At 46.7% G+C, this 22,039-nt stretch carries 24 protein-coding genes; all 24 read right to left on the bottom strand.

Annotated features, from left to right (window positions below):
- Positions 1 to 59: 59 nt before the first annotated feature.
- On the bottom strand, positions 60 to 1,073 hold the full coding sequence (gene neuB / locus Tfer_RS06035; RefSeq protein ID WP_052217329.1) for an N-acetylneuraminate synthase: 1,014 nt from the start codon (positions 1,071 to 1,073) through the stop codon (positions 60 to 62).
- 38 nt (positions 1,074 to 1,111) lie between these two features.
- On the bottom strand, positions 1,112 to 1,753 hold the full coding sequence (locus Tfer_RS06030) for an acetyltransferase (protein WP_052217328.1): 642 nt from the start codon (positions 1,751 to 1,753) through the stop codon (positions 1,112 to 1,114).
- Positions 1,746 to 2,840, bottom strand: coding sequence for a LegC family aminotransferase (locus tag Tfer_RS06025; protein WP_052217327.1), 1,095 nt, complete (start codon positions 2,838 to 2,840; stop codon positions 1,746 to 1,748). Before Tfer_RS06025 ends, Tfer_RS06030 begins: the two co-directional genes overlap by 8 nt.
- Positions 2,841 to 2,907: 67 nt before the next feature.
- The gene (locus tag Tfer_RS06020) at positions 2,908 to 3,894 is read right to left on the bottom strand and encodes an NAD-dependent 4,6-dehydratase LegB (RefSeq protein WP_052217326.1); all 987 of its coding nucleotides are present in this window, start codon (positions 3,892 to 3,894) and stop codon (positions 2,908 to 2,910) included.
- On the bottom strand, positions 3,878 to 4,612 hold the full coding sequence (locus tag Tfer_RS06015) for an acylneuraminate cytidylyltransferase family protein (RefSeq protein WP_052217325.1): 735 nt from the start codon (positions 4,610 to 4,612) through the stop codon (positions 3,878 to 3,880). The genes Tfer_RS06020 and Tfer_RS06015 overlap by 17 nt, the downstream gene beginning before the upstream one ends.
- Before the next feature lie 25 nt (positions 4,613 to 4,637).
- Complete coding sequence (locus tag Tfer_RS06010) at positions 4,638 to 5,705, bottom strand: nucleotidyltransferase family protein (RefSeq protein WP_083436816.1); 1,068 nt, start codon at positions 5,703 to 5,705, stop codon at positions 4,638 to 4,640.
- A gap of 25 nt (positions 5,706 to 5,730) precedes the next feature.
- Positions 5,731 to 6,909, bottom strand: a complete 1,179-nt coding sequence (gene neuC / locus Tfer_RS06005; RefSeq protein WP_052217323.1) for a UDP-N-acetylglucosamine 2-epimerase — start codon at positions 6,907 to 6,909, stop codon at positions 5,731 to 5,733.
- A gap of 36 nt (positions 6,910 to 6,945) precedes the next feature.
- On the bottom strand, positions 6,946 to 8,826 hold the full coding sequence (locus Tfer_RS06000) for a motility associated factor glycosyltransferase family protein (RefSeq protein ID WP_052217322.1): 1,881 nt from the start codon (positions 8,824 to 8,826) through the stop codon (positions 6,946 to 6,948).
- Complete coding sequence (locus tag Tfer_RS05995) at positions 8,823 to 10,253, bottom strand: motility associated factor glycosyltransferase family protein (protein WP_152908984.1); 1,431 nt, start codon at positions 10,251 to 10,253, stop codon at positions 8,823 to 8,825. The genes Tfer_RS06000 and Tfer_RS05995 overlap by 4 nt, the downstream gene beginning before the upstream one ends.
- Positions 10,225 to 10,812: a DUF8042 domain-containing protein gene (locus Tfer_RS05990; RefSeq protein WP_052217320.1), complete on the bottom strand. Its 588-nt coding sequence runs from the start codon at positions 10,810 to 10,812 to the stop codon at positions 10,225 to 10,227. The genes Tfer_RS05995 and Tfer_RS05990 overlap by 29 nt, the downstream gene beginning before the upstream one ends.
- Positions 10,809 to 11,039 (bottom strand): Rrf2 family transcriptional regulator, encoded by a 231-nt coding sequence (locus Tfer_RS05985; protein WP_052217319.1) that lies wholly within the window; start codon positions 11,037 to 11,039, stop codon positions 10,809 to 10,811. Before Tfer_RS05985 ends, Tfer_RS05990 begins: the two co-directional genes overlap by 4 nt.
- 99 nt (positions 11,040 to 11,138) lie before the next feature.
- The gene (fliD, locus tag Tfer_RS05980) at positions 11,139 to 12,620 is read right to left on the bottom strand and encodes a flagellar filament capping protein FliD (RefSeq protein WP_052217318.1); all 1,482 of its coding nucleotides are present in this window, start codon (positions 12,618 to 12,620) and stop codon (positions 11,139 to 11,141) included.
- A gap of 12 nt (positions 12,621 to 12,632) precedes the next feature.
- Positions 12,633 to 13,001, bottom strand: coding sequence for a flagellar protein FlaG (locus tag Tfer_RS05975; protein ID WP_052217317.1), 369 nt, complete (start codon positions 12,999 to 13,001; stop codon positions 12,633 to 12,635).
- Between the two features lie 66 nt (positions 13,002 to 13,067).
- On the bottom strand, positions 13,068 to 13,901 hold the full coding sequence (locus Tfer_RS05970) for a flagellin N-terminal helical domain-containing protein (RefSeq protein WP_052217354.1): 834 nt from the start codon (positions 13,899 to 13,901) through the stop codon (positions 13,068 to 13,070).
- Positions 13,902 to 14,273: 372 nt separating this feature from the next.
- Positions 14,274 to 14,531, bottom strand: coding sequence for a carbon storage regulator CsrA (gene csrA, locus Tfer_RS05965; RefSeq protein WP_052217316.1), 258 nt, complete (start codon positions 14,529 to 14,531; stop codon positions 14,274 to 14,276).
- 2 nt (positions 14,532 to 14,533) lie between these two features.
- Positions 14,534 to 14,980: a flagellar assembly protein FliW gene (fliW, locus tag Tfer_RS05960; protein WP_052217315.1), complete on the bottom strand. Its 447-nt coding sequence runs from the start codon at positions 14,978 to 14,980 to the stop codon at positions 14,534 to 14,536.
- An 18-nt stretch (positions 14,981 to 14,998) separates the two neighbouring features.
- The gene (locus Tfer_RS05955; RefSeq protein ID WP_052217314.1) at positions 14,999 to 15,559 is read right to left on the bottom strand and encodes a DUF6470 family protein; all 561 of its coding nucleotides are present in this window, start codon (positions 15,557 to 15,559) and stop codon (positions 14,999 to 15,001) included.
- 12 nt (positions 15,560 to 15,571) lie between these two features.
- Entirely contained in the window at positions 15,572 to 16,450 is an 879-nt protein-coding gene (gene flgL / locus Tfer_RS05950) for a flagellar hook-associated protein FlgL (RefSeq protein WP_052217313.1), read from the bottom strand.
- A gap of 31 nt (positions 16,451 to 16,481) precedes the next feature.
- Positions 16,482 to 17,927, bottom strand: coding sequence for a flagellar hook-associated protein FlgK (gene flgK / locus Tfer_RS05945; protein ID WP_052217312.1), 1,446 nt, complete (start codon positions 17,925 to 17,927; stop codon positions 16,482 to 16,484).
- 13 nt (positions 17,928 to 17,940) lie between these two features.
- Complete coding sequence (locus Tfer_RS05940; RefSeq protein ID WP_052217311.1) at positions 17,941 to 18,438, bottom strand: flagellar protein FlgN; 498 nt, start codon at positions 18,436 to 18,438, stop codon at positions 17,941 to 17,943.
- 22 nt (positions 18,439 to 18,460) lie between these two features.
- Positions 18,461 to 18,766, bottom strand: a complete 306-nt coding sequence (locus Tfer_RS05935) for a flagellar biosynthesis anti-sigma factor FlgM (protein WP_052217310.1) — start codon at positions 18,764 to 18,766, stop codon at positions 18,461 to 18,463.
- A 189-nt stretch (positions 18,767 to 18,955) separates the two neighbouring features.
- Entirely contained in the window at positions 18,956 to 19,387 is a 432-nt protein-coding gene (locus tag Tfer_RS05930) for a TIGR03826 family flagellar region protein (protein WP_052217309.1), read from the bottom strand.
- 67 nt (positions 19,388 to 19,454) lie between these two features.
- Positions 19,455 to 20,210, bottom strand: a complete 756-nt coding sequence (locus Tfer_RS05925) for a ComF family protein (RefSeq protein WP_052217308.1) — start codon at positions 20,208 to 20,210, stop codon at positions 19,455 to 19,457.
- Complete coding sequence (locus Tfer_RS05920) at positions 20,207 to 21,994, bottom strand: DEAD/DEAH box helicase (RefSeq protein WP_052217307.1); 1,788 nt, start codon at positions 21,992 to 21,994, stop codon at positions 20,207 to 20,209. Before Tfer_RS05920 ends, Tfer_RS05925 begins: the two co-directional genes overlap by 4 nt.
- Positions 21,995 to 22,039: the final 45 nt, after the last annotated feature.

The following is a 22,039-nucleotide window of genomic DNA, read 5'->3' as shown; positions in this document are numbered from 1 at the left end:
TATCGTCATTTACCAGCCATTTCTTTAGAAAAATCCTCAAAATCTGCGGAAAAATCTTGCTATACTACCTCTCCTTCAACCATACTAAGTTTTATAAATTCATCTTTCGCTATATCCACAGAGGCTTTCCTGCCGATTAACAGGTTGTAATAACGGGGATGAATTCCTAATCCGGGCCGCTTGAGCCCCAGATTGTTTTCCGTAAATAGTTCACCTGCCTTTATTTCTTTGGCGGCCACAACGCTTTTACGGGCTGCTTTTCGTACCTCCCATTCATCATCTGAACATCGCTTTATACCGTCACCCAGGGCCGCTTCCACATGCCGGATACTTTTTACCATGGCAGCAAATTCTTCCGGTTCTAAAGAAGCTTTATGATCCGGGCCCGGCAGGTTTCGGTCCAGGGTAAAATGTTTTTCAATTATTTCCGCTCCCAATGCTGCTGCCGCAACAGCAATTTCAATTCCCTCTGTATGGTCCGAGTATCCTACAGGCAATCGAAAAGCATGTCGTAATGATATCATCGCCCGCAAATTCACATTTTCCTTTTTCGCCGGGTAATTGGAAGTACAGTGCAGCAAGGTTACCTTGGATTTATCGTTAAATACGCTAACTGCTTCTTCGACTTCGGCCAAACCGGCCATGCCCGTGGAAATAATAACTTTTTGGCCTGTATCATTGATCCGCTGCAAAAGCGGAATATTGGTAAGGTCGCCGGAAGATACTTTAATGGCTTCCAAACCAATTTTTTTAATCATTTCCAGGCTGGCAAAATCAAAAGGAGTGGCAATAAGTTCCAGGTCGAGTTTACGGCATAAGTCTCTGATAAACAAAATATCCTCATATGCTAACTCATATTGCTTCAGCATATCGAACTGAGTTTTGAATTCAGGCGCTGTCTCCTTCTGGTACCTGGCTTTGTCCGCTGAAACCAGCACCATGTCTTCCGGCTTGAAAACCTGTATTTTTACTGCATCAACCCCACATTCCTTTGCCGCCTGGAGCAGCTTGCCGGCCAGGTCCCGCGAACCATTGTGGTTGACTCCGATTTCAGCAATTATTTTTACTCCCATATGTGCCTCCATATTACTTATGTTTTGCCCATAACCGTTCAAAATTTATATCTAATGATACGGGCCGGATTCCCTGCCACTACCGAGTTGTCCGGTACATCTTCTATTACGACACTTCCTGCTCCGATGGTGGCCTCCTTACCTACCTTAATATTTTGAATAATTGTGCTGCCCGCCCCAATAAAACCTAAATCCCCAACTTGAACTCCTCCGGAGAGGCACGCTCCCGGCGCAATGTGGCAATGGTCGCCAATTCGACAATCATGTTCAATTATGGCGCCACTGTTAACAATAGAGTTTATTCCAATAACCGTATTAACGTTGACAATGCTCCCCGCCATTATCACAGTGCCTGCCCCGATTGTCACCGTTTCATCTACCTTAGCCGTTGCGGATACAATAACAGGTAAACTGAACCCCTTTTCGGTAACCAGCCTGCACAGCCGTTGCCGGTTAGCATTGTCACCAGTGCTGCCTACTGTAACCAAGGCCAGGTGAACACCGCTGTCATAAATACGGTCCAAATCGCGGTCTCTGCCTAACACAGGGAGGTCCAGACCAATTGAATCCCTTTCATCAATAACCCCAACCACCTCAAACTTACCCAACTGCTTGATCTGGGCCAACACCGCCCTGCAATGTCCACCGCCGCCTACCAAAACCAGCTTCTGTTTATCCAAGCAAAACCCTCCTTATCGTCAAGGCGGCCTTTTTTGTAACCTCGTCACTGTTTAAAGTTGAGCTGGGCAGACAAATACCGTGCTCGTAAATATCCCGGGCATGAGGACATGGTCTGGCATATTCCCGTAGATAAGGCATATCGCTGACCGGCATAAAAACCCTTCTGGTAGGAATCCCCTCCTCAGCCAGAGCCGCAGCCAGTTTAACCGCCTTAACAGTGCTGACCCGCAAACAGCTCAGCCAGTGGGCGCTCTCTCCTCCCTGGCATTCACTCTGAAACTGCAAACCGGGTATATCTCCGAGAGTCTCCCTGTAAATCACAGCATATCTTTTTTTCCTGGCCAGGAGTTCCCTGAAACGGGACAACTGGGCTAATCCCAGGGCCGCCTCAATGTTGGTCATCCGGTAATTAAAACCCATTTCCGGATGATAGTAACCATGGGCTGCATCCCGGGCCTGGTTGACCAAAAACTTTACCCACTGTGCCCGTTCCCTGTCACCGGTAACCAGCATTCCGCCACCGCCTGTGGTGATAAGCTTATTACCGTTGAAACTGAAACAGCCAAAATCACCGAAGGTTCCTGTATAATGCCCGTTGAATAAGGCGCCCAGGCTTTCCGTAGCGTCCTCAATAACATAAAGGTTGTATCTTCGGGCAATTTCCATAATGGCGTCCATCTGACAGGGGTTTCCATACAAATGTACCGGAATAACCGCCCTGGTATTCTCAGTAACCGCCTGCTCCAATCCGACCGGATCAATATTCCATGTAGCCGGATCCACATCTACAATGACCGGCCTGGCCCCCACGTAAAGAACAGGGTTGACGGTGGCAATAAAGGTCAGGGCGGGAACGATTACTTCGTCCCCCGGTCCAATGCCCAGGGCATGGAGGGCCATATGCAAAGCCGCTGTTCCGCTTTGCACTGCTACCGCCGCCCCTGCGCCCAACAGCCGGGCAAATTCCTCCTCAAAATCGGGCACAAAGGGGCCAACGGTGGAAACATAATTTGAGTTCAGACACTTCACGAGGTATTCTTTTTCGACAGGTCCCAAATTGGGAGCATCCAAATATATCTTTTCCATGCTTCGTATATCCCTTCGAATTTAATAATCTCATACCATCTACAGACTTTGGGAGCCATACCGGTGGTCAGATGTTATAAATATCCGGCTTATAATGCGCCAGGTGCTCCCTTATCCATTCAGCAGTTTCTTTGATGCCCTCTTCCAGGGTATATCTGGGCGCCCAATTTATCAGAGCCTTTGCTTTGGCAGTATCGGCCAGCAGCCTCTCCACCTCGCTCTTTGCGGGGCGCTGACGTTCTTTTTCTGTTTCTATTTCAATCTCAGCGCCCATTATCCGGGCAATCAATCCGGCCAGGTCCCCGATAGAAATTTCAAAGTTAGAACCCACATTAATTACCTGTCCGACCGACCCTTCAGAAACAGCTACCTGAATAAATCCCTCAGCAGTATCTTTTACAAAGGTTAAATCCCTGGTAGGGGTTAATGAGCCAAGCCGGATCTTCCTGCTGCCGGCGGCAATCTGTGCAATGACAGTCGGTATGATGGCCCGCGCCGACTGCCGGGGCCCGTAAGTGTTAAAGGGTCGGATAACGGCCACGGGCAGGTCAAAAGAACGGTAATATGAGAGGGCCAAAAAGTCAGCACCTGATTTGGAGGCCGCATAAGGTGACTGAGGATTGATGGGATGGGCTTCGGAAATAGGTACAACCTGGGCTGTTCCGTACACCTCACTGGTAGAAGTGACAACAACCTTCTCCGCCCCCAGTTCACGGGCCGCCTGCAAAACATTATATGTACCTTCCACATTGGTTTTCAGGTAAGCTATCGGCGACTCATAAGAATACGGGATGCCAATCAGGGCGGCCAGATGAAATATAACCTCGGCCCCCTTGGCCGCACTCCTGACGCTGTCGTAATCCCTGATATCTCCATTAACGACCTTGATGTCCTTAAGATAGCAGGACTCCTCCAACCAGCCCCAGTGGTTCCGGGAGTTATACCTGACAAAAGCCGTAACTTCAGCCCCCAGTTCTACCAAACGTTCGGTCAGGTGGCTGCCGATAAAGCCGCCCGCCCCGGTGACCAGCACTTTTTTACCCGCTAAATTCATGGTTTCCCTCCAGTCTTTGTTTTAATATGGCTTCAGTTACTATAAAGTCATAAATATCATCTATTTCATAATGCTGCCACCTCTGAATCACATAAGGTAACGTCTTTTCCTGATAAAAGGTTTTCAATAATTTTAGTTTGTCCACTTTGGATATAAACACCACGCCATAAGGAACATAGGCTGGCGACAGGTCCTGCCGCCGAAGCGCCGTTATTCTTTGTCCCAGAAAAGGCTGGAGCAGGCCTTCGTCGTCAATCTTCTGTACCATGGCCGGATGCCCGTGCGAGATTTCCCCTACACTGACAAGACTGTCCGCCCTGGCTGCATTTCTGATAAGCAGTTCAAGAGCCCGGCCTATATCCTCCTTCCTCCGCAGGGGGGATGTCGGCTGCAGCAAAACAAGGTAATCATATTCATCATTTTGTTGAGCAAAATAGTCCAGAGCATGCAAAACAACATCTATGGACTTTGCTTCATCTGTGGCCAGTTCTGGCGGTCTGAGAAAAGGAACTTCCGCCCCGAAACCCCTGGCTGTTTCCGCTATCTCCCTGTCGTCAGTACTGACCACTACCCTGTCCAGATAGGGACAGTCCAGGGCCTGTTCGATAGTCCAGGCAATTAACGGCTTACCCAGCAATGGCCTGATATTTTTCCCGGGTAAGCCCTTGGAGCCTCCCCGGGCAGTGATCAGCGCAAGAATTGTTTTTCCGGCAAACATGAAATTCCCTCACTACCCTTCTTTTCTAGGCTATCCCCGGTCCGTTTATATATTCCAGGGCCCGCCTGTATTCTTCCCACTCTCCCACATCAAACCATGAGCAGGCCATCGGACATACCTGGACCCTGTAGCCCTTCCCTTTGGCCTTCATCAGCAAATCAGGCATGTTCATCACCTGTCCCGGAGTAATTAAGTCAATCAGCTCCGGTTCCAGGACATAAATTCCCGTGTTAATAACAAAAGAGTACTCAGGTTTTTCAATGATTTCATCCAGGTCCCCGTCTTTCATCTTCATAACGCCGTAGGGAATCCGCATGTGCCTGACCACGCCAAAAACTGTGGCCTGATTTTGGTTTTCCTTATGAAAATTGAGCAGGCTGTCAAAATCCGCATCGGTAATAACATCACAGTTGGAAATGATAAAGGTCTCCCGTAGCCTGTCCCTGGCCAGGGCTAACGCCCCTGCTGTGCCCAGGAACTCTTTTTCCATAATGTAATCGACCTTGAATCCGTTGACATTTTCGGAAAAATACATTTTAATCATTTCTGCCTTATAATTGAGGGAGATCAAAAAATTATCAAACCCGAACTGGTTAAAACGTTCCATGATTATTTCGATGATAGGCTTGTCCCCGATGGGAATTAGTGGCTTGGGCAGAATTTTTGTGAAAGGATCAAGGCGGGTCCCTTTACCCCCGGCCATGATAACTACCGGAGTCCCTTTGGGCGGATACATATCTTTTCCCTTGCCCAGCAGGTTACTCCAGACAAGTATATCCACTACCTGCCCGTCCTCATTGACAACAGGAATATGTTTTATAGACCGCTCTCGCATTATTTTTAATGCTTTTTTGTGGTTTACCGGGCACCCGAGGGTGATTGGATTGGGGTTCATGACTTGTCCGATAGGCGCTTCAAAATCAATGTTGTTTATGATGGCCCGCCTTATGTCGCCATCAGTAACAACGCCCAAAATCCGGTTATCATCGTCCACCACGATCAAAAGCTGCCGGGCCCCTTTGTCCATTTGCCGCAAAGATTCCCTGAGCGGCAAATCCGCCTTAACCAGTAATTGCTGCAACCTTTCCTCCACAAATACCCCTCCTCCGAAAAATGCGTCAAAGTACAAAGTCAATATCATAAAACTTTTTTTTCAGACCGTTAACCGACTCCAGGCTGTCCTTGAGAATTTTAACAATTCTTGCGGCAGAATTCCCTTCTCCGTAGGGATTCCTGACTTTCCTAGAAAAGGTGGCAAATTCTGGCGAAAAAGCTTTTTCCATGGCTTCGATTATTTTTTCTGCCTGAGGTTCACAATCTATGACGCTTTCAGCCTTAACCCTGCCTCTCTGCCTGTCCCCGATATTGACAGTCGGCTTGCCAAAAGACGGCACCTCAATTATGCCACTGGAAGAATTGCCCACAACAGCGTCCACGTGTCTAATTGCTGACAAATACTTTAGCTGCCCCATGGATGTCAAAGCAATTGCCTTTCCCGGATGAGACCCGACATATCCGTCAATTAACCGGTTTATTACCCGGCCATCGGGGTCCGCATTTGGACGGGTGAAAATTATCTTCAGGTCACTGAAATAGTCCAGGGCTTTCAATAACTCTAGGAATTGTTCCGCTGCTGAATGATGTTCCAGGGTAACGGGATGGAAGGTAACCAGCACACTACGCCGGCCCAATTTAAAGTTTATTTCTTTTTCAAGCTCATTCCTGTCTATCAATTTCAACGTCCTTATATTATCTATCCCCAAGGCCCCAACAGTAAAGACCCGGCCCGGTTCTTCGCCCAGTTGAATTACCCGGCGCCTGTACTCTTCCGTAGAAACAAAGTGCAGAATGCTCATTTTGGTTATCGAATGCCGAATCGCATCATCTATAGCCCCTTCTGTCAATTCACCACCATATAAATGGGCTATGGGGATTTTCGCTACAAAGGCCGCCATTGCTGCAGCCATCGTTTCAAAACGATCCCCGAGCAATATTACCAGGTCCGGATTTAATCTTTGAAAGGTATCAGCGAAACCTATAATACCCAGCCCAATAGATTTGGCCACTCCGACTTCTGAATCGCTGGACAGCAGCATCTCGACTTTCTCATCAATTTTAAATCCGTTTTTTTCTATTTCCTTATAAGTCAGACCAAATTCAGGGGATAGGTGCATTCCAGTGACACAAATTTGGAGTGCAAGAGTCCCATCCGATAAAATTTCTTGCATCAAAGGGTAAAACAAACCGTATTCTGCTCTTGTTCCTGTAACTATACAGACTTTTTTCTTTCCGTCCATACCCCATCTCCCTATTTAAAACTATGTAACGCATTTCTATCTACTGGTATCCAATAATCCGTTCTTTCTCTCGTAGCTTTCCAGATCTTTTAGCGCGCTTCCAACATATCCACCCATAGTTTTCGCTGCGCCTTCTATCCCCTGGTATAAGAGCAAGGACCTTCGGGCCACCCTTATCCCCTTTTCCCTTTCCGTTTCACCTTCATTCGCTTTGGCCAGGGGACCCTTCATTACCGCAAGCAGGACTCTTTGTAAGATGATGTTGAGTAGCCGGTTATTCTCCTTTTCCTTTATCTGTTTATCTACTCGCTCCATTTTCCTGACGAGCTTGGCCACTTTGCCCAGGCTAATCTTTTTCGCCGTATATACATTTAGAAGTTCGCCGGCATATTCAGCCCCTTTCCTGCTAAACCTCTCTATTTCTGCCAAATCCTCAACTGCTTCTTTCAGGGCATCGGCTAAAGCCCCGGTATCGGGCGGGCTATAAGCCTTTATGGTATCACTGATAATTTCCCCTGGATCAAACCTTTCCGGCAGGTTTTTGTCAATCACTTCCCTTAAGGTCATAATTCTGGTACCCCTGATTTTCGCCCCGCCTTCCGTGGCATCAATAAACAACCGTTCATGTTTGAGAGCATCTATTGCCTGTTCAAACCATTGGAGAAAAGTATACATGGAAGCGTCAGTCAGCACCTGGTTGCCGTATATATCTTCAACATACATTTTGTTTTTTGCGCCATCGTCCTTTACAATCACTGATTCAAACACCGTTCCATCAGCATGAGATTTTCCACCGGGATAAGATAGGTCCTGCCCAACAAATATCACAGGATCACAACCCATTTTAACGGCTAAATCAAAAGCGGCTGTAGCAACTGACCCACCATAACTAAGTGAACCTTTGTCATCTATATATTTCATAATCCACTGGGTTAAAGGAACTTCATCCCCGACAACTATTTTAGAAGACCGATATTCTTCAATAATTTTGTAGTGAGTTGTAGGGAAGTAAACCAATGGCACATCGTCTAATGATATTCCTTCAAAATGCTTGTAGTTCAGTTCAGAACCATCAAGAGCAACAACTAAATCAGGTTTGATGTTCTCTTTTAACAATGAGCGCAACGCAGTATCAACAGATATCAATACAGCTTTTCCTTTAGCCTCTTTCAACAGATGCCGATTTTTGGCCAGGGAGGGCCCGGCAGAAATTATTATGCCAGGCTTTTTATTCATTTTTCCAAATAAAGAATTAACGCCGGGACTTTTCACGGTACAAACAAGGTTCCGAAAAACATTTTCTGGCCACAAGCCTGAAAAATATAAAATTGTGTTTTCCCCTATGCGAACATATCTAAAAATTTCAATACATGTCTTTTTAATTTCATTAAATGATTTTTCAAAAATGCGGGGATATGAAGGAAATACTTCTATAGCAACCTTGTCCAACTGCCCTATGTTCATAAACGCTGAAAGTTTTCGCTCCAAGGCCAGTTTATTCTCTCCTACAGACAGAACCAGAGAGTCGTGCTCCAAAATAAAAGATAAGTTTTTAATTTCCAGGACCTTTTTGAATAACCAAATTTCTGGTTCAACAACAAGTAATCGTTTCGTGTGGCCGTATTGCCTCAAAAACTCCTCCACATGATAACCCAGGCCAAAACCAATAATAATTACTTTGTCTTCTCCTTCCGAAGCAATGTTTTTTATCCACCGTTCCCCTTCAACCTGAGGATTATATAAACTATGTAAAAAGACTTCCCGCCCGTCCTTTTTTATTTTCAGGGTAGGAGTACTGGCTATTTTCGATTCAACAACTTCAATTTTAAAGGGTTCATCCTGGCAGGCACTAATCTTTTCGGCCAGAGCAGGATCTCTTTTCCGTATTATAGCCAAATTATGTTCAAACCAGTTCATTTGTTATCTTTCCCTTCACCGAACAGATTCTGCAATAACTCAACAACATTAACTCGTGAATCAATATATTTTTCAATTACTTCTGCCAAAGGCATTGTAATTGTGCCCCTGATCAAGGCCCCGCCTTCCGTGGCGTTAACAAAAATCCTGCCCTTCTCTTCAGCTATACGCCTTTCTATCCATTTAAGAAAAATCAGCCAACTTATGCTGGTAGACACCTTTTCTCCCCGAATTCCATCAATAAAAAGCATATTGTCCGGCGTAATCCTCTGCCGGTCATAAACAGTATTGCTTGCATGCGTCTTATTGCCGGTATAAGCCAGGTCCTGTCCGACAAAAATAATCGGTTCGGCACCGGTTCTGATAGCAATGTCAAGAGCTGTAGTGGCGACAGAACCACCTGTTTTTACAGTCTCCAGCCCCAGTTCCCTGGCGCAACGTTCACTCTCTTCGTAACCGGTTTGAAAAGCTACCAACCGGGTACCCTGGTGGGTAGCAACCACATCGGAAAATACTGTAGGCAAGTAGATTAACGGAACATCAAGAAGAATTCCTTTGATCTGCTTCATGACAACGGGGGACGGATCAGTGACAATGATCAGATCCGGTTTTATGCCAGCCTTATATAAAGGGCCAAGCGCTGTTCCCACAGCCATGATGACAGCCTTACCTTTTAACTTTTTCAGGTCACCAATATTTTTGTCCAGAGAAGGCCCGGCCGAAATTATTACAAGAGGAACCCCGCTCAGCCTGCCAAAAAAGTGGTTAACCGGCAAGTCCTTTGTGATATAGGGCAAGTTTTTCTTATAATTTTCTGCCATGAGCATTTCTCCGGTTTCACTGGTTCCTGTTTTAACTTTCCATTCCTGTATGACCTGTTTAATTGGTTCAAACTCCTCCGGCCATAACCGTAAGGACGGACTGTGAACTATTAGTTTGCCACCTTTGGTGGAAATATGTTCCAATACAAGGCGGAGCTCACAAACAAATTCCCCTAAATCAAGTCCGGTAACCAGTTTTACCTGGGGCGCCAGCAGCAAATCGATTCCTTCATCAGGCAGCAAAACCAGAAAAGCTTTTAATACCGACGCGTTAGGCTCAAAAACAATTACCTGTCCATCGCTGCCTACCTGACTGAGTATTTCAGCCAGATGATAGCCAAGCCCCAACCCAACCAGCGCCACCTTTTGCCCCTGCTGCAGCCCCTGCCTGGCAATAAGCCGTTCAGCTTCTTTTACCGGGTCTGAAGGGCTGTGCAGGTAAAAGCACCGTCCGGTTTTGTCTTTAGCTTTCAGAGTAAGTTTTCCGCTCCTGGCTTCCTCAACGGTCACTTCCCCTTCAGTGCCACTCATAATAAACCTGTCAATTCCCGGGTACAGTTTAAGCAGCCTGTCCGGATTATTGGCAGAGTTCAACCATATCGACAATACTTTTCAACTCCTCCAATAACGGTATTACCTCATACTCCAGGATATCCGCCACCAGGAGATAATCGAAGTTTTCCCATGCCGCCAAAAGAGTTTGCATTTTCGACTTAAAGTCATGTATGGCCCCGGGAATCTTTTGTTTTACTGTATCTGGTATTTCTTTCCGTATACCAAAAGTTTCTATAGCCGTAAGAAGGCTGTTCAACCATTCAATGCCTTCCAGAGCCTGTAAAAATAAACGGACAGCTTCCCCTTCTTCACCTTCCTGAATAAACTGGACTACCTTACCCAGACCCTGACTTAGTTTCGGCAAGTATTCGATGGCATAGGCCAATCCGTCAAATATCAATTCCGCAGGGGTGTTACTGAAAATTTCTATTTGTCCAACCCCATTTTTTAGGCAGTCTTCCAGAGCCTCATTATTTACTTCCAGGCCGTCACACTTAACTTCCACAACCACCCGTTGTTTCGGCTGTAGCTCCCTGTTTACGGCCTGCCACAATGAATCTATATCCTGCCCGCTCCACCGGATTTCTTTCCCGTCAATGTAAAGTTTCATGAATTGTCCTCCCCATTAGAGTCAATAAAATAACCACCACCCGGCCCACGCCGTACATTAAGCAAACCCTGGTCTGACAGCCGTTTGGCCTGCTCCCTGATATATGATGGCGTAGCGTTTAACCGGCGGCTGATAGCCAATGAGTTCATAGGATTGGCATAACTGGTGCGGTTTTCCTTTAATATCCGAATAATCTCCTTTTGGATATAACTTGCCGATTCGGACACTCACATCACCTCAGTAGACTTATCCATGCTTTAGTCGACATTTACTCTGAAAAAGAAAGTAACAAACATCAAATCGTTACCTGTTGTTACGTAACAAAATTAACTATAAAGGGCGTTTAATTGACCGGCCAGCCAACTGGCCTGGTTTTGCATATCACTTAAAGCCTTTTCCATAGTCGTAAACTGTCTCCACAGTTCCTCTTCCCTTAACTTTAGGCGCTCTTCATAAGCCGCAATTTTCCCGTCATAGTCCTTTATGACCTTATCCAGACTGTCCAGCCTGGCCGGAATAAGACCCTTTTTGACAATAATGCCGCCGATGCTTTTGGTGCTGGAAGAAATAAACTGTTCCATCTCATTCTGCAATTTCACCGCAATACCCGTTTCCCCGGCATCTATATCTTTATCTGCATCAAGGTCGTTAAAAAACAGCCGAGCAACACCCTCCGGATCCTTTTTAACTGCTTCTTTCAGTTTAGTCTCATCGATCTGCAGTTTACCTGATTTTCCAAAGTCATCGGAGGTAGTGGTAATACCTATATCGGATAGCCGGTCAAAAGGCTGTAATCCGGCGATTGGTTCAGAAACCATGCGGCGCAGCCTGTCCTTGAGCCCCACCAGGGCACTGTCACCCCTCAGCAGCCCCTTTTTCAAAGCAGCATCAGTGGTAGCATCCTTTACTTTTTCTTCACTTAACCTGGTATTGATCAAATCCATGGTACTGTTATACTGATCCACAAAGGCTTTAACCGTAGCATATACCGCATCAGTATCCTGCTCAACAGTAATGGTTGTGGAAGCGCCTCCCTCTTTAAGCAGGTTAATGGTCAGTCCCGAAACTACATCCGAAACAGTGTTGGAGCCCCTGACGACGTCTATACCGTTAATTTTAAAGGCAGCATCCACGGGTCCCTGCAAGGTATTGGCAACAGTCTTATCATCCTTAAGCAAACCAAGGGATTCCAGTACCTCGGTCGGATCGGTCACCCCACTGAGATTATTGCTGTCAGTAAGGGTGATACTGTTGGCAGTACCCGTTTCATCATGGGTCAATACCAGTTTATTGTCAACTATAGAAGCAGTGACTCTCAGATCCTTCTTTGCATCAACGTTGTCCTTGGCGGCATTTATCTTTTTCATTATTGAAGTCAGGGTATCGTCAGCCGTTACCGAAATAGTGCTGGTATAAAGTCCGTCACTGATGGTAAAATTTCCTGTCAAACCCAGCGCAGTTGTGGCACTGCCCTGATTTGAACCGGCAACCCGGTGGGCCTTGGCCAGGGTAGTGACGATAATGTCATAAACTCCGACTCCTGCTGTGCCGTCAGCTTCTGCTGTAGCAACAGTCTCATCACGAGAAGTTGCTTTTTGTACCGTGAATTTGGCCGGGTCCAGTAAATCCTTGATTTTGGAATTAAGAGCTGACAGGCTGGTGTTTATTTCCTGCCACAGCTCCTTACGCAGTTCATAGGTATGCTGCTGCTGTTTCATCAAATCAACAGGCCTGGCTTCTATCTGCATCAATTGGGCTATCAAACCTTGCGTATCCAAACCGGAAATTATGCCGCTCAACCGCTCCATAACCAATCACCCCTACCGGCGTTCATCAACAAAAACACCGACAATTTCCTGTATTTTCGCCACCACATCCAGTATTTCGGAGGGCGGAATTTCCCTGATCACTTCTCCCGTGTCAAGGTTCATCACCTGTACCTGCCACCGCTTCGCTTCCTTGTGAAATCGAAAGTGTAGGCTTTTATTAAAGATACGCGCCGTTTTGTTCAACTTTTCGACAGCATCATTCACCATTCGGGCGTCCAATTGGTTTTTCCCCTGACCAAGCCCGGTATCCACCGGTGCCGCAGCTCCTTCTCTCACCGGTTCTTCTCTGATAGCTCCGGCACCCCTGGCCGTTACCAGTTGCTGATTGGCATTAATCGTCACAGAAGAATCAACCTTCATATATCACACCGCCCTTATATATACAGGCTGGCCGGCCATTAGCCGACCAGCCTGTACGTCAGGCTATTAACCCAATAACTTCAGCACGCCCTGCGGTGCCATGTTGGCCTGGGCCAGCATCGCAGTACCGGCCTGGGTGAGAATCTGGTTCTTGGTGAACTTGACCATTTCAGCAGCCATGTCAACGTCACGGATCCGGGACTCAGCAGCCTGCAGGTTCTCGACAGAAGTCTGCAGATTGGAAATGGTATGCTCCAGACGGTTCTGGTAAGCACCCAGCTTGGAACGCTCATCAGATACATCACTAATCGCTGTATCAACGTAGCCAATTAACTTGTTGGCAATACTCTGTTGTTGAGATTTTGAACCACCATCAATCGAAAGTCTAGTTGCAGAAACACCTAAAGCGTTAGCAGTCTGGGTGGTTATGTTTAAACTAATATTTTGACCAGTGTTGGCACCAATATGGAACTTGCCTGTAAACGTACCGTTTAATAACTTCTTGGTGTTAAACTCGGTTTGGCTGGCAATCCTGTCAATTTCCGCTTTCAATTGAATTAACTCGTCTTTGATCTTTTTACGGTCAGCAGTAGTGTTGGTGTCGTTTGCAGCCTGGACAGCCAATTCGCGCATCCTTTGCAAAATACTGTGGGTTTCGTTCAACGCGCCTTCAGCGGTCTGGATTAAGGATATAGCATCCTGGGCGTTACGTACAGCTTGGTTCAAACCGCCTACCTGGCCGCGCATTTTTTCGGAAATAGCCAGACCCGCTGCATCGTCTCCGGCCCGGTTAATCCTTAAACCCGAAGAAAGTTTCTCCAGCGACTTGGCCAAAGCATTGTTAGTATTAGCCAGTCTGTTTTGCGCAAATAGCGCAGGAATGTTGTTGTTAATCCGCATAAATAAATCATCCTCCCTGAATTTTTTTTGAGCATCCATGCTCGCAATCAAACATTTTTCCTGCCACCCTCCGTATCGGCCGCTACTTTGGGGAACAAGAAAAACTTAATACTTCATCTAAACTTATCGAAATATAGCGAAAAACCTTTAGCTAAATATATGCCTATTTCCGACGTTTTTAGGGCCATTTCCTCCTTATTTCTCTTTATTTTTAAGTTTATTTCAATATTTCATCTATTTGTAATATAGGCCCAATTCAAATTTTAGTGGCAAACCACAGAGAACGCAGAGAACACGGAGAATAAATTTTTAACTCTGTGTTCTCAGACCGTTAAGTAGTGCCTGGGAGTACCTCTCTTTTTTAACTCTGCGTTATTTTTTACCCAAATTTAAATTTCTCATAATAGTTTTTAAATCCCTGACCTGCTTTTCGCCCATTCCTGTGGCCATACCGGCCGCCTCTCTGTTTTCAGCCCTTACTTCGTCCAAGATTTCTTTCCGTGCTATGGCAACTTTTTTTGGCGCTGCAATGGCAATTTTTACTTTATCGCCTTTAATTTCCACCACCGTGATTTCAATTTCATTATCTATGATTATACTTTCACCGGCTTTCCTGGTTAACGCCAACATGCTTACAGCCCCCCCTGGCCCTGTTTCTCTTGGAACAAATAGTACTTAACAGGGTACCTGTCATCGGCCAGGATAACCTGCTTCCCTTTTCTGTTGGAAATATTTATTACTATGGGAGCCTTCAGGTTAGCCGTTATCATTTTTACATCCTCCGGCACCACCAGCACCGTAAAAACCCGGGCGTGCTCCGGCTTTACAAGTTCAAGCTCCCGAACATCATCTTCGGGCAAGTCAAATTCGTAGTCCGGGTAAAAAATAAAGGGTTCCATGACGACGAAGGCCAGTTCCCGGTCCTCTGCAGACTGCAGCCATTTAAAAGGTGTCTCCTGATCGTGGTCCAGCAGGATATACTTATTTTTATCTTCAAAACCCAGCATACCCCCCACAATAAATATAATATCTTTTTCTTCAATCTCTAGGCTGCCAAAGCGCCTGGTTTCAACAATCACGCAGCTCACCCCTGTAAATTAAATAACTAAATCCAGATAAGTGCCGGTGGTTTCGATTTTTAATAAAGGCTCCTGTTCCAGATAAATATTTACCTTACCCGGTGCAAATTTGATTTCCGGAAAGTTCGGGTTTACCTGCAACCGGACATTACCGGGCCTGACAATTATATTAATACCCCCGGTAAACCAAATTTTCGGGGGCGTATGTGGAATTGCTGCCACATTGTAATCACGGTTGTCAAAAGAATTCTGCCAGGCAATGTCCGCAATAAGGGCTGTTCCCCGGCCGGCTGAACGCGCCAGGCTGTCCCCTTCCCGGGCTACCCGCTCAATACCGGAAAGTACAGTAGCTTGTCCTTCGTGGGCCTGCTCTGCCTCCAGTGCGATAACTTTTTTGTAGCCTATATCGGCCAAAGCCTGGGTCTGGTCTATATGAACCCGTGGATAATCAATATTAATCTCTATTTCGGGCGGCACCGTAATCAACTGCATGTCCGCCTGCCTGGTTCGTATGTCCATGAAGGGCTGAGTGTAGTTGATCCCTATCTGCCCGAATTGCTGAGTTATCTTAAAGTCCATAGGCTTCTCACCTTAACGTAAAAAGTCTATCAGCGTGGGCTGAATAATTCTGGCCCCCGCCGCCAGAGCAGTACGGTAAGTGTTTTCCTGCATTTTCAGTTGGGTAATAACTTCGGCCGTATTAATATCTTCATTCTTGGACAACAGTTCGCTCAAATTAAGGTTCGCCTCATCCAGTCGGGATTTCGTCAGGTCAAGCCGGTTAGTTTTTGCCCCCACCTCCGAACGCAGGGAAAGTATATTATCAATGGCATTATCCAGTTCACCGACCCGGACATTGGACAAACTTGCAGTGTTGCCGGCAGTTAAGTCGGCTTCAATGTTGGCCAAAAGCTGAAAAACATCCTGGGCGTTGATAAACGCCCTATCACCTGTTATATTTACCTGCATCGAAACATTAACGCCTATTTCGTATGTAATTGACCCGTTATCTCCGGTGTATGCCCCGGCTGCGGTAAAAGGCGGAGTTGTTGTTTTAAACCCGCCAAAAATATGCCGCCCGTCATGGGTCGTATTGGCCACCTGAATCATCTGGTCTCTGAGCTGGTGTATTTCCTTGGCCAGGGCATCCCTCGACTGCTGCGCCAGAGCATCGTTAGCGCCATTAATGGTCAGTTCCCGCGCCCTGTGCAAAAGGTCCGATACCTGGCCCAGGGCAATATCGGTAGTATCCAGCCAGGCCCGCGCGTCCTCAACATTATTCAGGTATTTCTCTGTTTCTGTAAGCCCTACCCGCAACCGCAGGGAACTGACCACACCTACAGGGTCATCGGAAGGCCGGTTTATTTTTTTTCCGGTGGACAATTGCTCCTGTATCTTATTCATAATCCGGTAATTATTATTTAAATTTGACAGAAAATTGCCCACCAACATACTCTGTGTTACGCGCATATAAGACACCCCTTTAAAATGTTCTTATTCATTATCTCCCAACCAGCCCCAGCCTGTTGACGATGGTGTCCAACATCTCGTCCATGGCCGTTATTGTCCGTGCCGCAGCATTGTAGGCATGCTGAAACTTGATCATATTGGTCATTTCCTCATCCAGGGAAACGCCGGAAACTTCCTGCCTGCGGTTTTCCAGTTGGGAGAGGAGCAGGTTCTGGTTATCTACCATCCTGCTGCTTTCCTGGGCTTCAACACCCAGTTGGGCTATCATGCCTCTGTAGTAATCATCCAACGTGGCCGTGCCAAGTAAAGCCTGATGTTTAAGCTCAGCAATATTTAATGCGTTAGAGCCATCTCCCGAATTTTCCACCGAAGGCGATGCCAATGGGTCTGCTGCCGTGGAAGCGGCGGCAATATTGTCGAGATCACCCAATATGGCCGCATCAATGGAAATCGTCGCCGCCGTCGTACCCGCTGCATCAAAGAAATTAAAGTGCGGGTCAGCAGCCGTCTTATTCAGCCCGTATCCGGCAACATGTTCAGCATTGACTGAAGTTACCAGCGCATTGGCCAGGTCATCCAGTTGTTGCCTATAAGAGGGTATAGTTATATCCCGTATATCAAGCATACCTTTTATGCTGCCGGACTGTATAGAAACTGCCGTACCGTCAACAGCCCACTGTAAATCCACATACCCATTATTTGCCCCGTTGGGTACTGCGGAAATTTTACTGACTCCTGCAGCAGAAACCAGGGCCCGACCTCCTATGGAAACAGTCACAGCTCCGGAATTATCTTCTTTAACGGTAATCTGGACTATTTTTGAAAGTTCATCCAGCAGCAGGTCCCTTTTGTCCCGCAAATCATTGGCGTTATCTCCCTGTACTTCAACCCTGACAATCTGGTCATTCAGTGCAGCAACCTGGCCGGCAATGTTATTTATTTCGTCAACTTTTATTTTTACTGAGGCATCCAGATCTTCAGCAAGATCTGTCAGTTGCCTGTCCAGGTGATTAAAGGTTTCCGCAACAGCTATACCCCTCTGGCGCACCAGCGATCGGACCGCTTCCAGTTCAGGCTTCTTGGAAAGTTCCTGCCAGGCCTCCCAAAATTGGTCTAAAACTGTCCGCAAGCCGGCATCGGAGGGTTCATTAAAAATGACCTCCAGTTTCTGCAGAGAATTATTTTTGGTCTCCCACTCACCCGTTTTGTTAACCTCCTGCCGGACCTGCAAGTCTATAAAACTATCCCGCATCCGTTTAACTTCCTCAACCATGACCCCGGTACCGATCTGCCCGGCGCCGATAGGCCTGTTCACGCTCGGATAGGCAAAAGGCGTTGTCGTGGCCATCACCGCACGCTGCCTGGAAAACCCTTCGGTATTGGCATTGGCAATATTGTGGGCAGTAACATCCAAAGCCCGCTGCTGAGCCTGCAGGGCCTGCCGCCCAATGTTTAGCCCAAAAAAAGTACTTCGCATTTATAAACCACCTCTAAATTTTTTGGTCAAAAATCCGGGCCGGCGCCCCGTTTTTTCTCTCTTTATCATTATCATTATAAGACGGACTGGTATCCGTATTGCTTAAAATATTCAAATAAAAATTTACGTACTCCAGGGAATGTTCAATCAGCTCAGTATTAGTCTTATTCTCCTTTTCCAGGTCGGCAAATATGTTTACCATTTTGTCAAAGACACAGCGTAAACGCGCAGCGGCATCTGCATCCAGATATTTCTCCAATTCGGTAGCCGTTAAATTTGCCGGTGAAAGTGCAAAATGGTTGGCCAAAGCTTGATGAATCCTGTTTCTTTGCCCTTCAAGCCTACCAACCTGAAAAATGATTGCTTCTTCCTGTTTTGTAATACCGTCAAGTTCTTCTATTTTTCCCTTCACCAAAACCGGTCGTTTGGCCCTGGCCAGGCTGAGCAACTGCGTGTACAGATCCAACTGCTCCTGCAATATGGCAATTAACTCCTCGGCAAGTTTGAGCATATTAATCCCCCATCCCCGATAATTAAACCAGCTTATCCACCAGGCTTCGGCCAATCATCTTCTCAGCTATTTCATCGTCGGAAATTTCATAGGTCCCGGTCATAACCTGATTCTGAATCCCTTTCAACCGTTCTTCTCTGATATCAGGCATTTCTTTAATAAGATTTTTAGCCATTTGAAAAGCCCTGGCCGTATCTGAAACCAAAGAATTGTCGTTTACCATAGCTTTCTTTTCTCTTTCGTCTTTTGCCTTCGTGGCGGAATACCGGGCATCCTGCCTGGCATAAGTCTGGAGCAGGCTCTTTATCTGCGCGTCGGAAATTATCATGCTGTCCACCTCTTTGTAACTTTCCTTTGAAGAAAATAAATAAACCTAATATAACTTCGTAAAAAAACCGGCCAGGATTAAAGCCGGTTTTTCGTTACAAAAGAGGCAAATACTCATTATTGCTCATTCTTCCGTCCTTTTGCCCTAGTTTATGTCTACCAATATATTTTTTCTGAATTTTTTATCATCTCAATCCCGTCCCCTTAACTTGTCCACGATGAACATGCGCCTTTTTATCTTTTCCTGCTCATCTTCCATTTTTAGTGCCGGTTCTTCCCGTTTTTTATGCTTTGCTTTGTCCATCATTTCCGAAGTCAATTCCTGAGCGCATCTGGAGCAAAGGGTACCTATACGGATGGGAGCGCCACATCTCTGGCAGGTTAATTTAAATTCCAGGTGAGCATCCTGAATACGCCCTTCGCGCAGCCACCGAAGTATAACATTTTCTTCCACATCAAACTTTTCGGCAATCTGTTCCACCGTTGCGCCTGGATATTTTTTCAGGTAGCTCCTGACCTGCTCAAACTTTTCTTCTTCTTCCCGAACACAATCGGGGCAAAGATTTCTGTTTACCATTACAAAGACTTTGCCGCATTTAGGACAGTTCCGGAGTTCTCCCATTAGTACCCCTCCTCTTACTCGCATATTGTTTTCGACATTTTTTCTTCATCTCCTCCATTTTATTGCATCAAACTAATACAAAATTACTGTTTTTTCTCTGGCCGCCAATACAACCGGTAGCCAGGGTAAGAACGCAAACCCTATGCGCCCCCGCCATTATTAAAGTGCGCGTACATTCCTCCACAGTGCTTCCTGTAGTCAAAACATCATCTATTAACAAAACATTTTTTCCTTTCAAATTTGCATCGGCAACTACCGCAAAGGAATCCACCAGATTCCTCCTTCGTTCTTCTGCAGACAGCTTCGTTTGCGTAGGCGTATGTTTTACCCTGGTCAGGCTTGTTCCGTCAAAAGGCAACATTAATTCCTTCGCAACTCTGCGCGCCAGCAATTCCGCCTGGTTAAAAGTCCTTGCCAAAAGCCTTTCTTTATGCAGCGGCACGGGGATAACAACATCGGTATCAAGGAACCTTTCGTCTTTTATCATCTGTTCAATTAATAACCTGGCCAAAAGGTCGGCCAGTGATTGCTTACCGGTGTATTTCAGCAAATGAATGGCTTCCCGCAGCCGGCCGTCGTAAATACCGGCCGCTTTAGCAAAGCTGTAGGCCGGGGCTTTGTTGCGGCATGCGTGACAAACCCGCTCTTCATCCGGAGATTTGCTGAAAAATCGTCCGCAAACTCTACACGACAACATCTGGTTCTCCGTTAATTCTTCCAGACACCGGCTACAGCAATCCCCTTCATATTCAGCGCCACAAAGCGGGCACCTAGGCAAAGGCGGGAGCAACAGGTCTCTCAGACAGGCCAAAAACGATATCACCTTAGCAGCCCCCTCTGTCCGGCCAGACTATTGGTCCCGATAATTTTTTTAATCGCTGCCTCCATAGGTTCTGAGACGGTGGCAGCGGCATAAAGAACATCCCCGGCAGGGTAATCTACCGTTCGCCCGGTCCGTCCGGCCATTTGAATCAAAGTGCCCTCTGTAAAAATGCGCTTGTTATCAGCCCAGAGCACGAGCACATGCGCGTTGGGCACGGTAATTCCCCGCTCCATAATTGTTGTAGTTACCAGGAAAGGAACTGGGCCTTTTTGAAAGGCGAGTTTTTTCCGGTCCCTTTCAGGGTCTGCAGCATGGACTGCGCAGGCACATTTGTCATCAGCAAAATACTGCCTTAATATGTCATAAACCACCAGCGTATCTGAGACATGGGGAACGAAAATAAATACTTTGGCCTGTCTCCTGATTCCCCGTTCAAAAAGCCAGTCCACAAGGACAGGGTCCATCTGCCCATTTCTTATAATGTAGGACTTTAAAATCTCGGGGACAGGCAGACGATAGCCATGGTACCGGGCTGGAAGCAAAATTTTTGTGGCGTGCCGGTCCCTGACCTGCCGGTAGAGAAAGGGGTCAGGGGTAGCGGTAATATATATTATTTTGCTGCCTTCTTTCAAGGCCCTCTGCAAAACGCCCCGTAGAACAGAATTTTCTCTATAAGGGTAGGCATCGGCTTCATCCAGAAATACTATGTCGAATTTACCGGCAAATCTCATAAGCTGATGGGTAGTAGCCAGGGTTATGGCCGCTTCCCCATATTTGGTCGGGCTGCCCCCGTACAGGGCAGTAATGGTCACTCCGGGAAAAGCCTCCACAAACCTCGGGTAGAGCTCGGTAATAACATCCCGCCGGGGAGCGGCATAAAGAACCCGGGCCTCCTCTTTCAGCGCCTGGGCTATACCCCGGAAAGCCACTTCCGTTTTTCCGGCGCCGCAAACAGCCTCCACCAAACATATTTGGCGGAATTTATCCTTTACAAAGTCTTCCAGCCTGGCAGCCGCCATCTCCTGGGCTGCGGACAACCCCCTGCACCGTAACACCGGCTCGGCTGCATAAGTCTCAGGTATTGTCTGCTCTACCCCGCCTCTGTATAAAGGCTCACAGAAACGGGCAGCGCCCAGCATAATGCAGTCCTCACAATAATAACACGCCTGATTGCAGCGGGCACATGCCGCAGGGACTACCCCTGTTTTGCTGCCACAGCGAAAGCACTGCAATTCTCCTGGACCGGTATAACCTACCCCCGGCAAAATATCTATTTTCCCCTGCAGATACAAATAATGCAAGCTCAAATCCAGGCCCGTAAAATTATTGATACCGTTTTCAGCCAGGCTTCTTTCAATTTCCGCCTTCTGCAATATTCTGCCGGTTATTGTTTTTAGTAATATTTCCAGTGCCTGACTGTCCCACACCGGCCACCGCCCGCTCCAAACCGGCACCGGTTCCGTCCCAGCATTCAGCCGGTGTTCCTGTAAGCGCATACGGGTTAATATTTTGTCCGTCAGCCTTTTGGCCCGGTTATAATCAAGCCCTTTATCAACGGCCACAATTTTTTGCCAAAGACCTTTTGCCCAGCCCGTTATTTTATTGGCACCATTTTTGGTTAACCTGGTCTGAATGGCATGAACTATTCCCAAAGGCAGAGGCTTAGCCAGGGGAAATACATGGTAGCCGTCAGTTGCCAGATAACAGGCGTCGAAACTTATGTCCGGTGAATATTTGATTTGATAAGCGTCTGCATTACAAGCATAATATAACGTGTACTGCATCGCCTGCCTCCTTGAAAAATCTTACGGGCGTATAACGCAGGCATT

It is taken from the genome of Thermincola ferriacetica, from assembly GCF_001263415.1.
GTDB classification, from domain to species: Bacteria; Bacillota; Thermincolia; order Thermincolales; family Thermincolaceae; genus Thermincola; species Thermincola ferriacetica.
Note: the sequence above shows the minus strand (reverse complement) of the source record. Positions and strands in the feature narration are given on the sequence as shown.

What these genes read in the sequence shown, in the direction of transcription:
- neuB (WP_052217329.1), bottom strand. Translation starts at nt 1,073, where the DNA reads ATGGGAGTAAAAATAATTGCTGAAATCGGAGTCAACCACAATGGTTCG.
- Tfer_RS06020 (WP_052217326.1), bottom strand. Translation starts at nt 3,894, where the DNA reads ATGAATTTAGCGGGTAAAAAAGTGCTGGTCACCGGGGCGGGCGGCTTT.
- Tfer_RS06025 (WP_052217327.1), bottom strand. Translation starts at nt 2,840, where the DNA reads ATGGAAAAGATATATTTGGATGCTCCCAATTTGGGACCTGTCGAAAAA.
- Tfer_RS06015 (WP_052217325.1), bottom strand. Translation starts at nt 4,612, where the DNA reads ATGTTTGCCGGAAAAACAATTCTTGCGCTGATCACTGCCCGGGGAGGC.
- Tfer_RS05955 (WP_052217314.1), bottom strand. Translation starts at nt 15,559, where the DNA reads ATGGACTTTAAGATAACTCAGCAATTCGGGCAGATAGGGATCAACTAC.
- flgL (WP_052217313.1), bottom strand. Translation starts at nt 16,450, where the DNA reads ATGCGCGTAACACAGAGTATGTTGGTGGGCAATTTTCTGTCAAATTTA.
- Tfer_RS05935 (WP_052217310.1), bottom strand. Translation starts at nt 18,766, where the DNA reads ATGATAATTTCCGACGCGCAGATAAAGAGCCTGCTCCAGACTTATGCC.
- csrA (WP_052217316.1), bottom strand. Translation starts at nt 14,531, where the DNA reads ATGTTGGCGTTAACCAGGAAAGCCGGTGAAAGTATAATCATAGATAAT.
- Tfer_RS05975 (WP_052217317.1), bottom strand. Translation starts at nt 13,001, where the DNA reads ATGAAGGTTGATTCTTCTGTGACGATTAATGCCAATCAGCAACTGGTA.
- Tfer_RS06000 (WP_052217322.1), bottom strand. Translation starts at nt 8,826, where the DNA reads ATGAACTGGTTTGAACATAATTTGGCTATAATACGGAAAAGAGATCCT.
- Tfer_RS05930 (WP_052217309.1), bottom strand. Translation starts at nt 19,387, where the DNA reads ATGGGAGAACTCCGGAACTGTCCTAAATGCGGCAAAGTCTTTGTAATG.
- Tfer_RS05920 (WP_052217307.1), bottom strand. Translation starts at nt 21,994, where the DNA reads ATGCAGTACACGTTATATTATGCTTGTAATGCAGACGCTTATCAAATC.
- neuC (WP_052217323.1), bottom strand. Translation starts at nt 6,909, where the DNA reads ATGGACGGAAAGAAAAAAGTCTGTATAGTTACAGGAACAAGAGCAGAA.
- Tfer_RS05970 (WP_052217354.1), bottom strand. Translation starts at nt 13,901, where the DNA reads ATGCGGATTAACAACAACATTCCTGCGCTATTTGCGCAAAACAGACTG.
- Tfer_RS05940 (WP_052217311.1), bottom strand. Translation starts at nt 18,438, where the DNA reads ATGCTCAAACTTGCCGAGGAGTTAATTGCCATATTGCAGGAGCAGTTG.
- fliD (WP_052217318.1), bottom strand. Translation starts at nt 12,620, where the DNA reads ATGGAGCGGTTGAGCGGCATAATTTCCGGTTTGGATACGCAAGGTTTG.
- flgK (WP_052217312.1), bottom strand. Translation starts at nt 17,927, where the DNA reads ATGCGAAGTACTTTTTTTGGGCTAAACATTGGGCGGCAGGCCCTGCAG.
- Tfer_RS05990 (WP_052217320.1), bottom strand. Translation starts at nt 10,812, where the DNA reads ATGAAACTTTACATTGACGGGAAAGAAATCCGGTGGAGCGGGCAGGAT.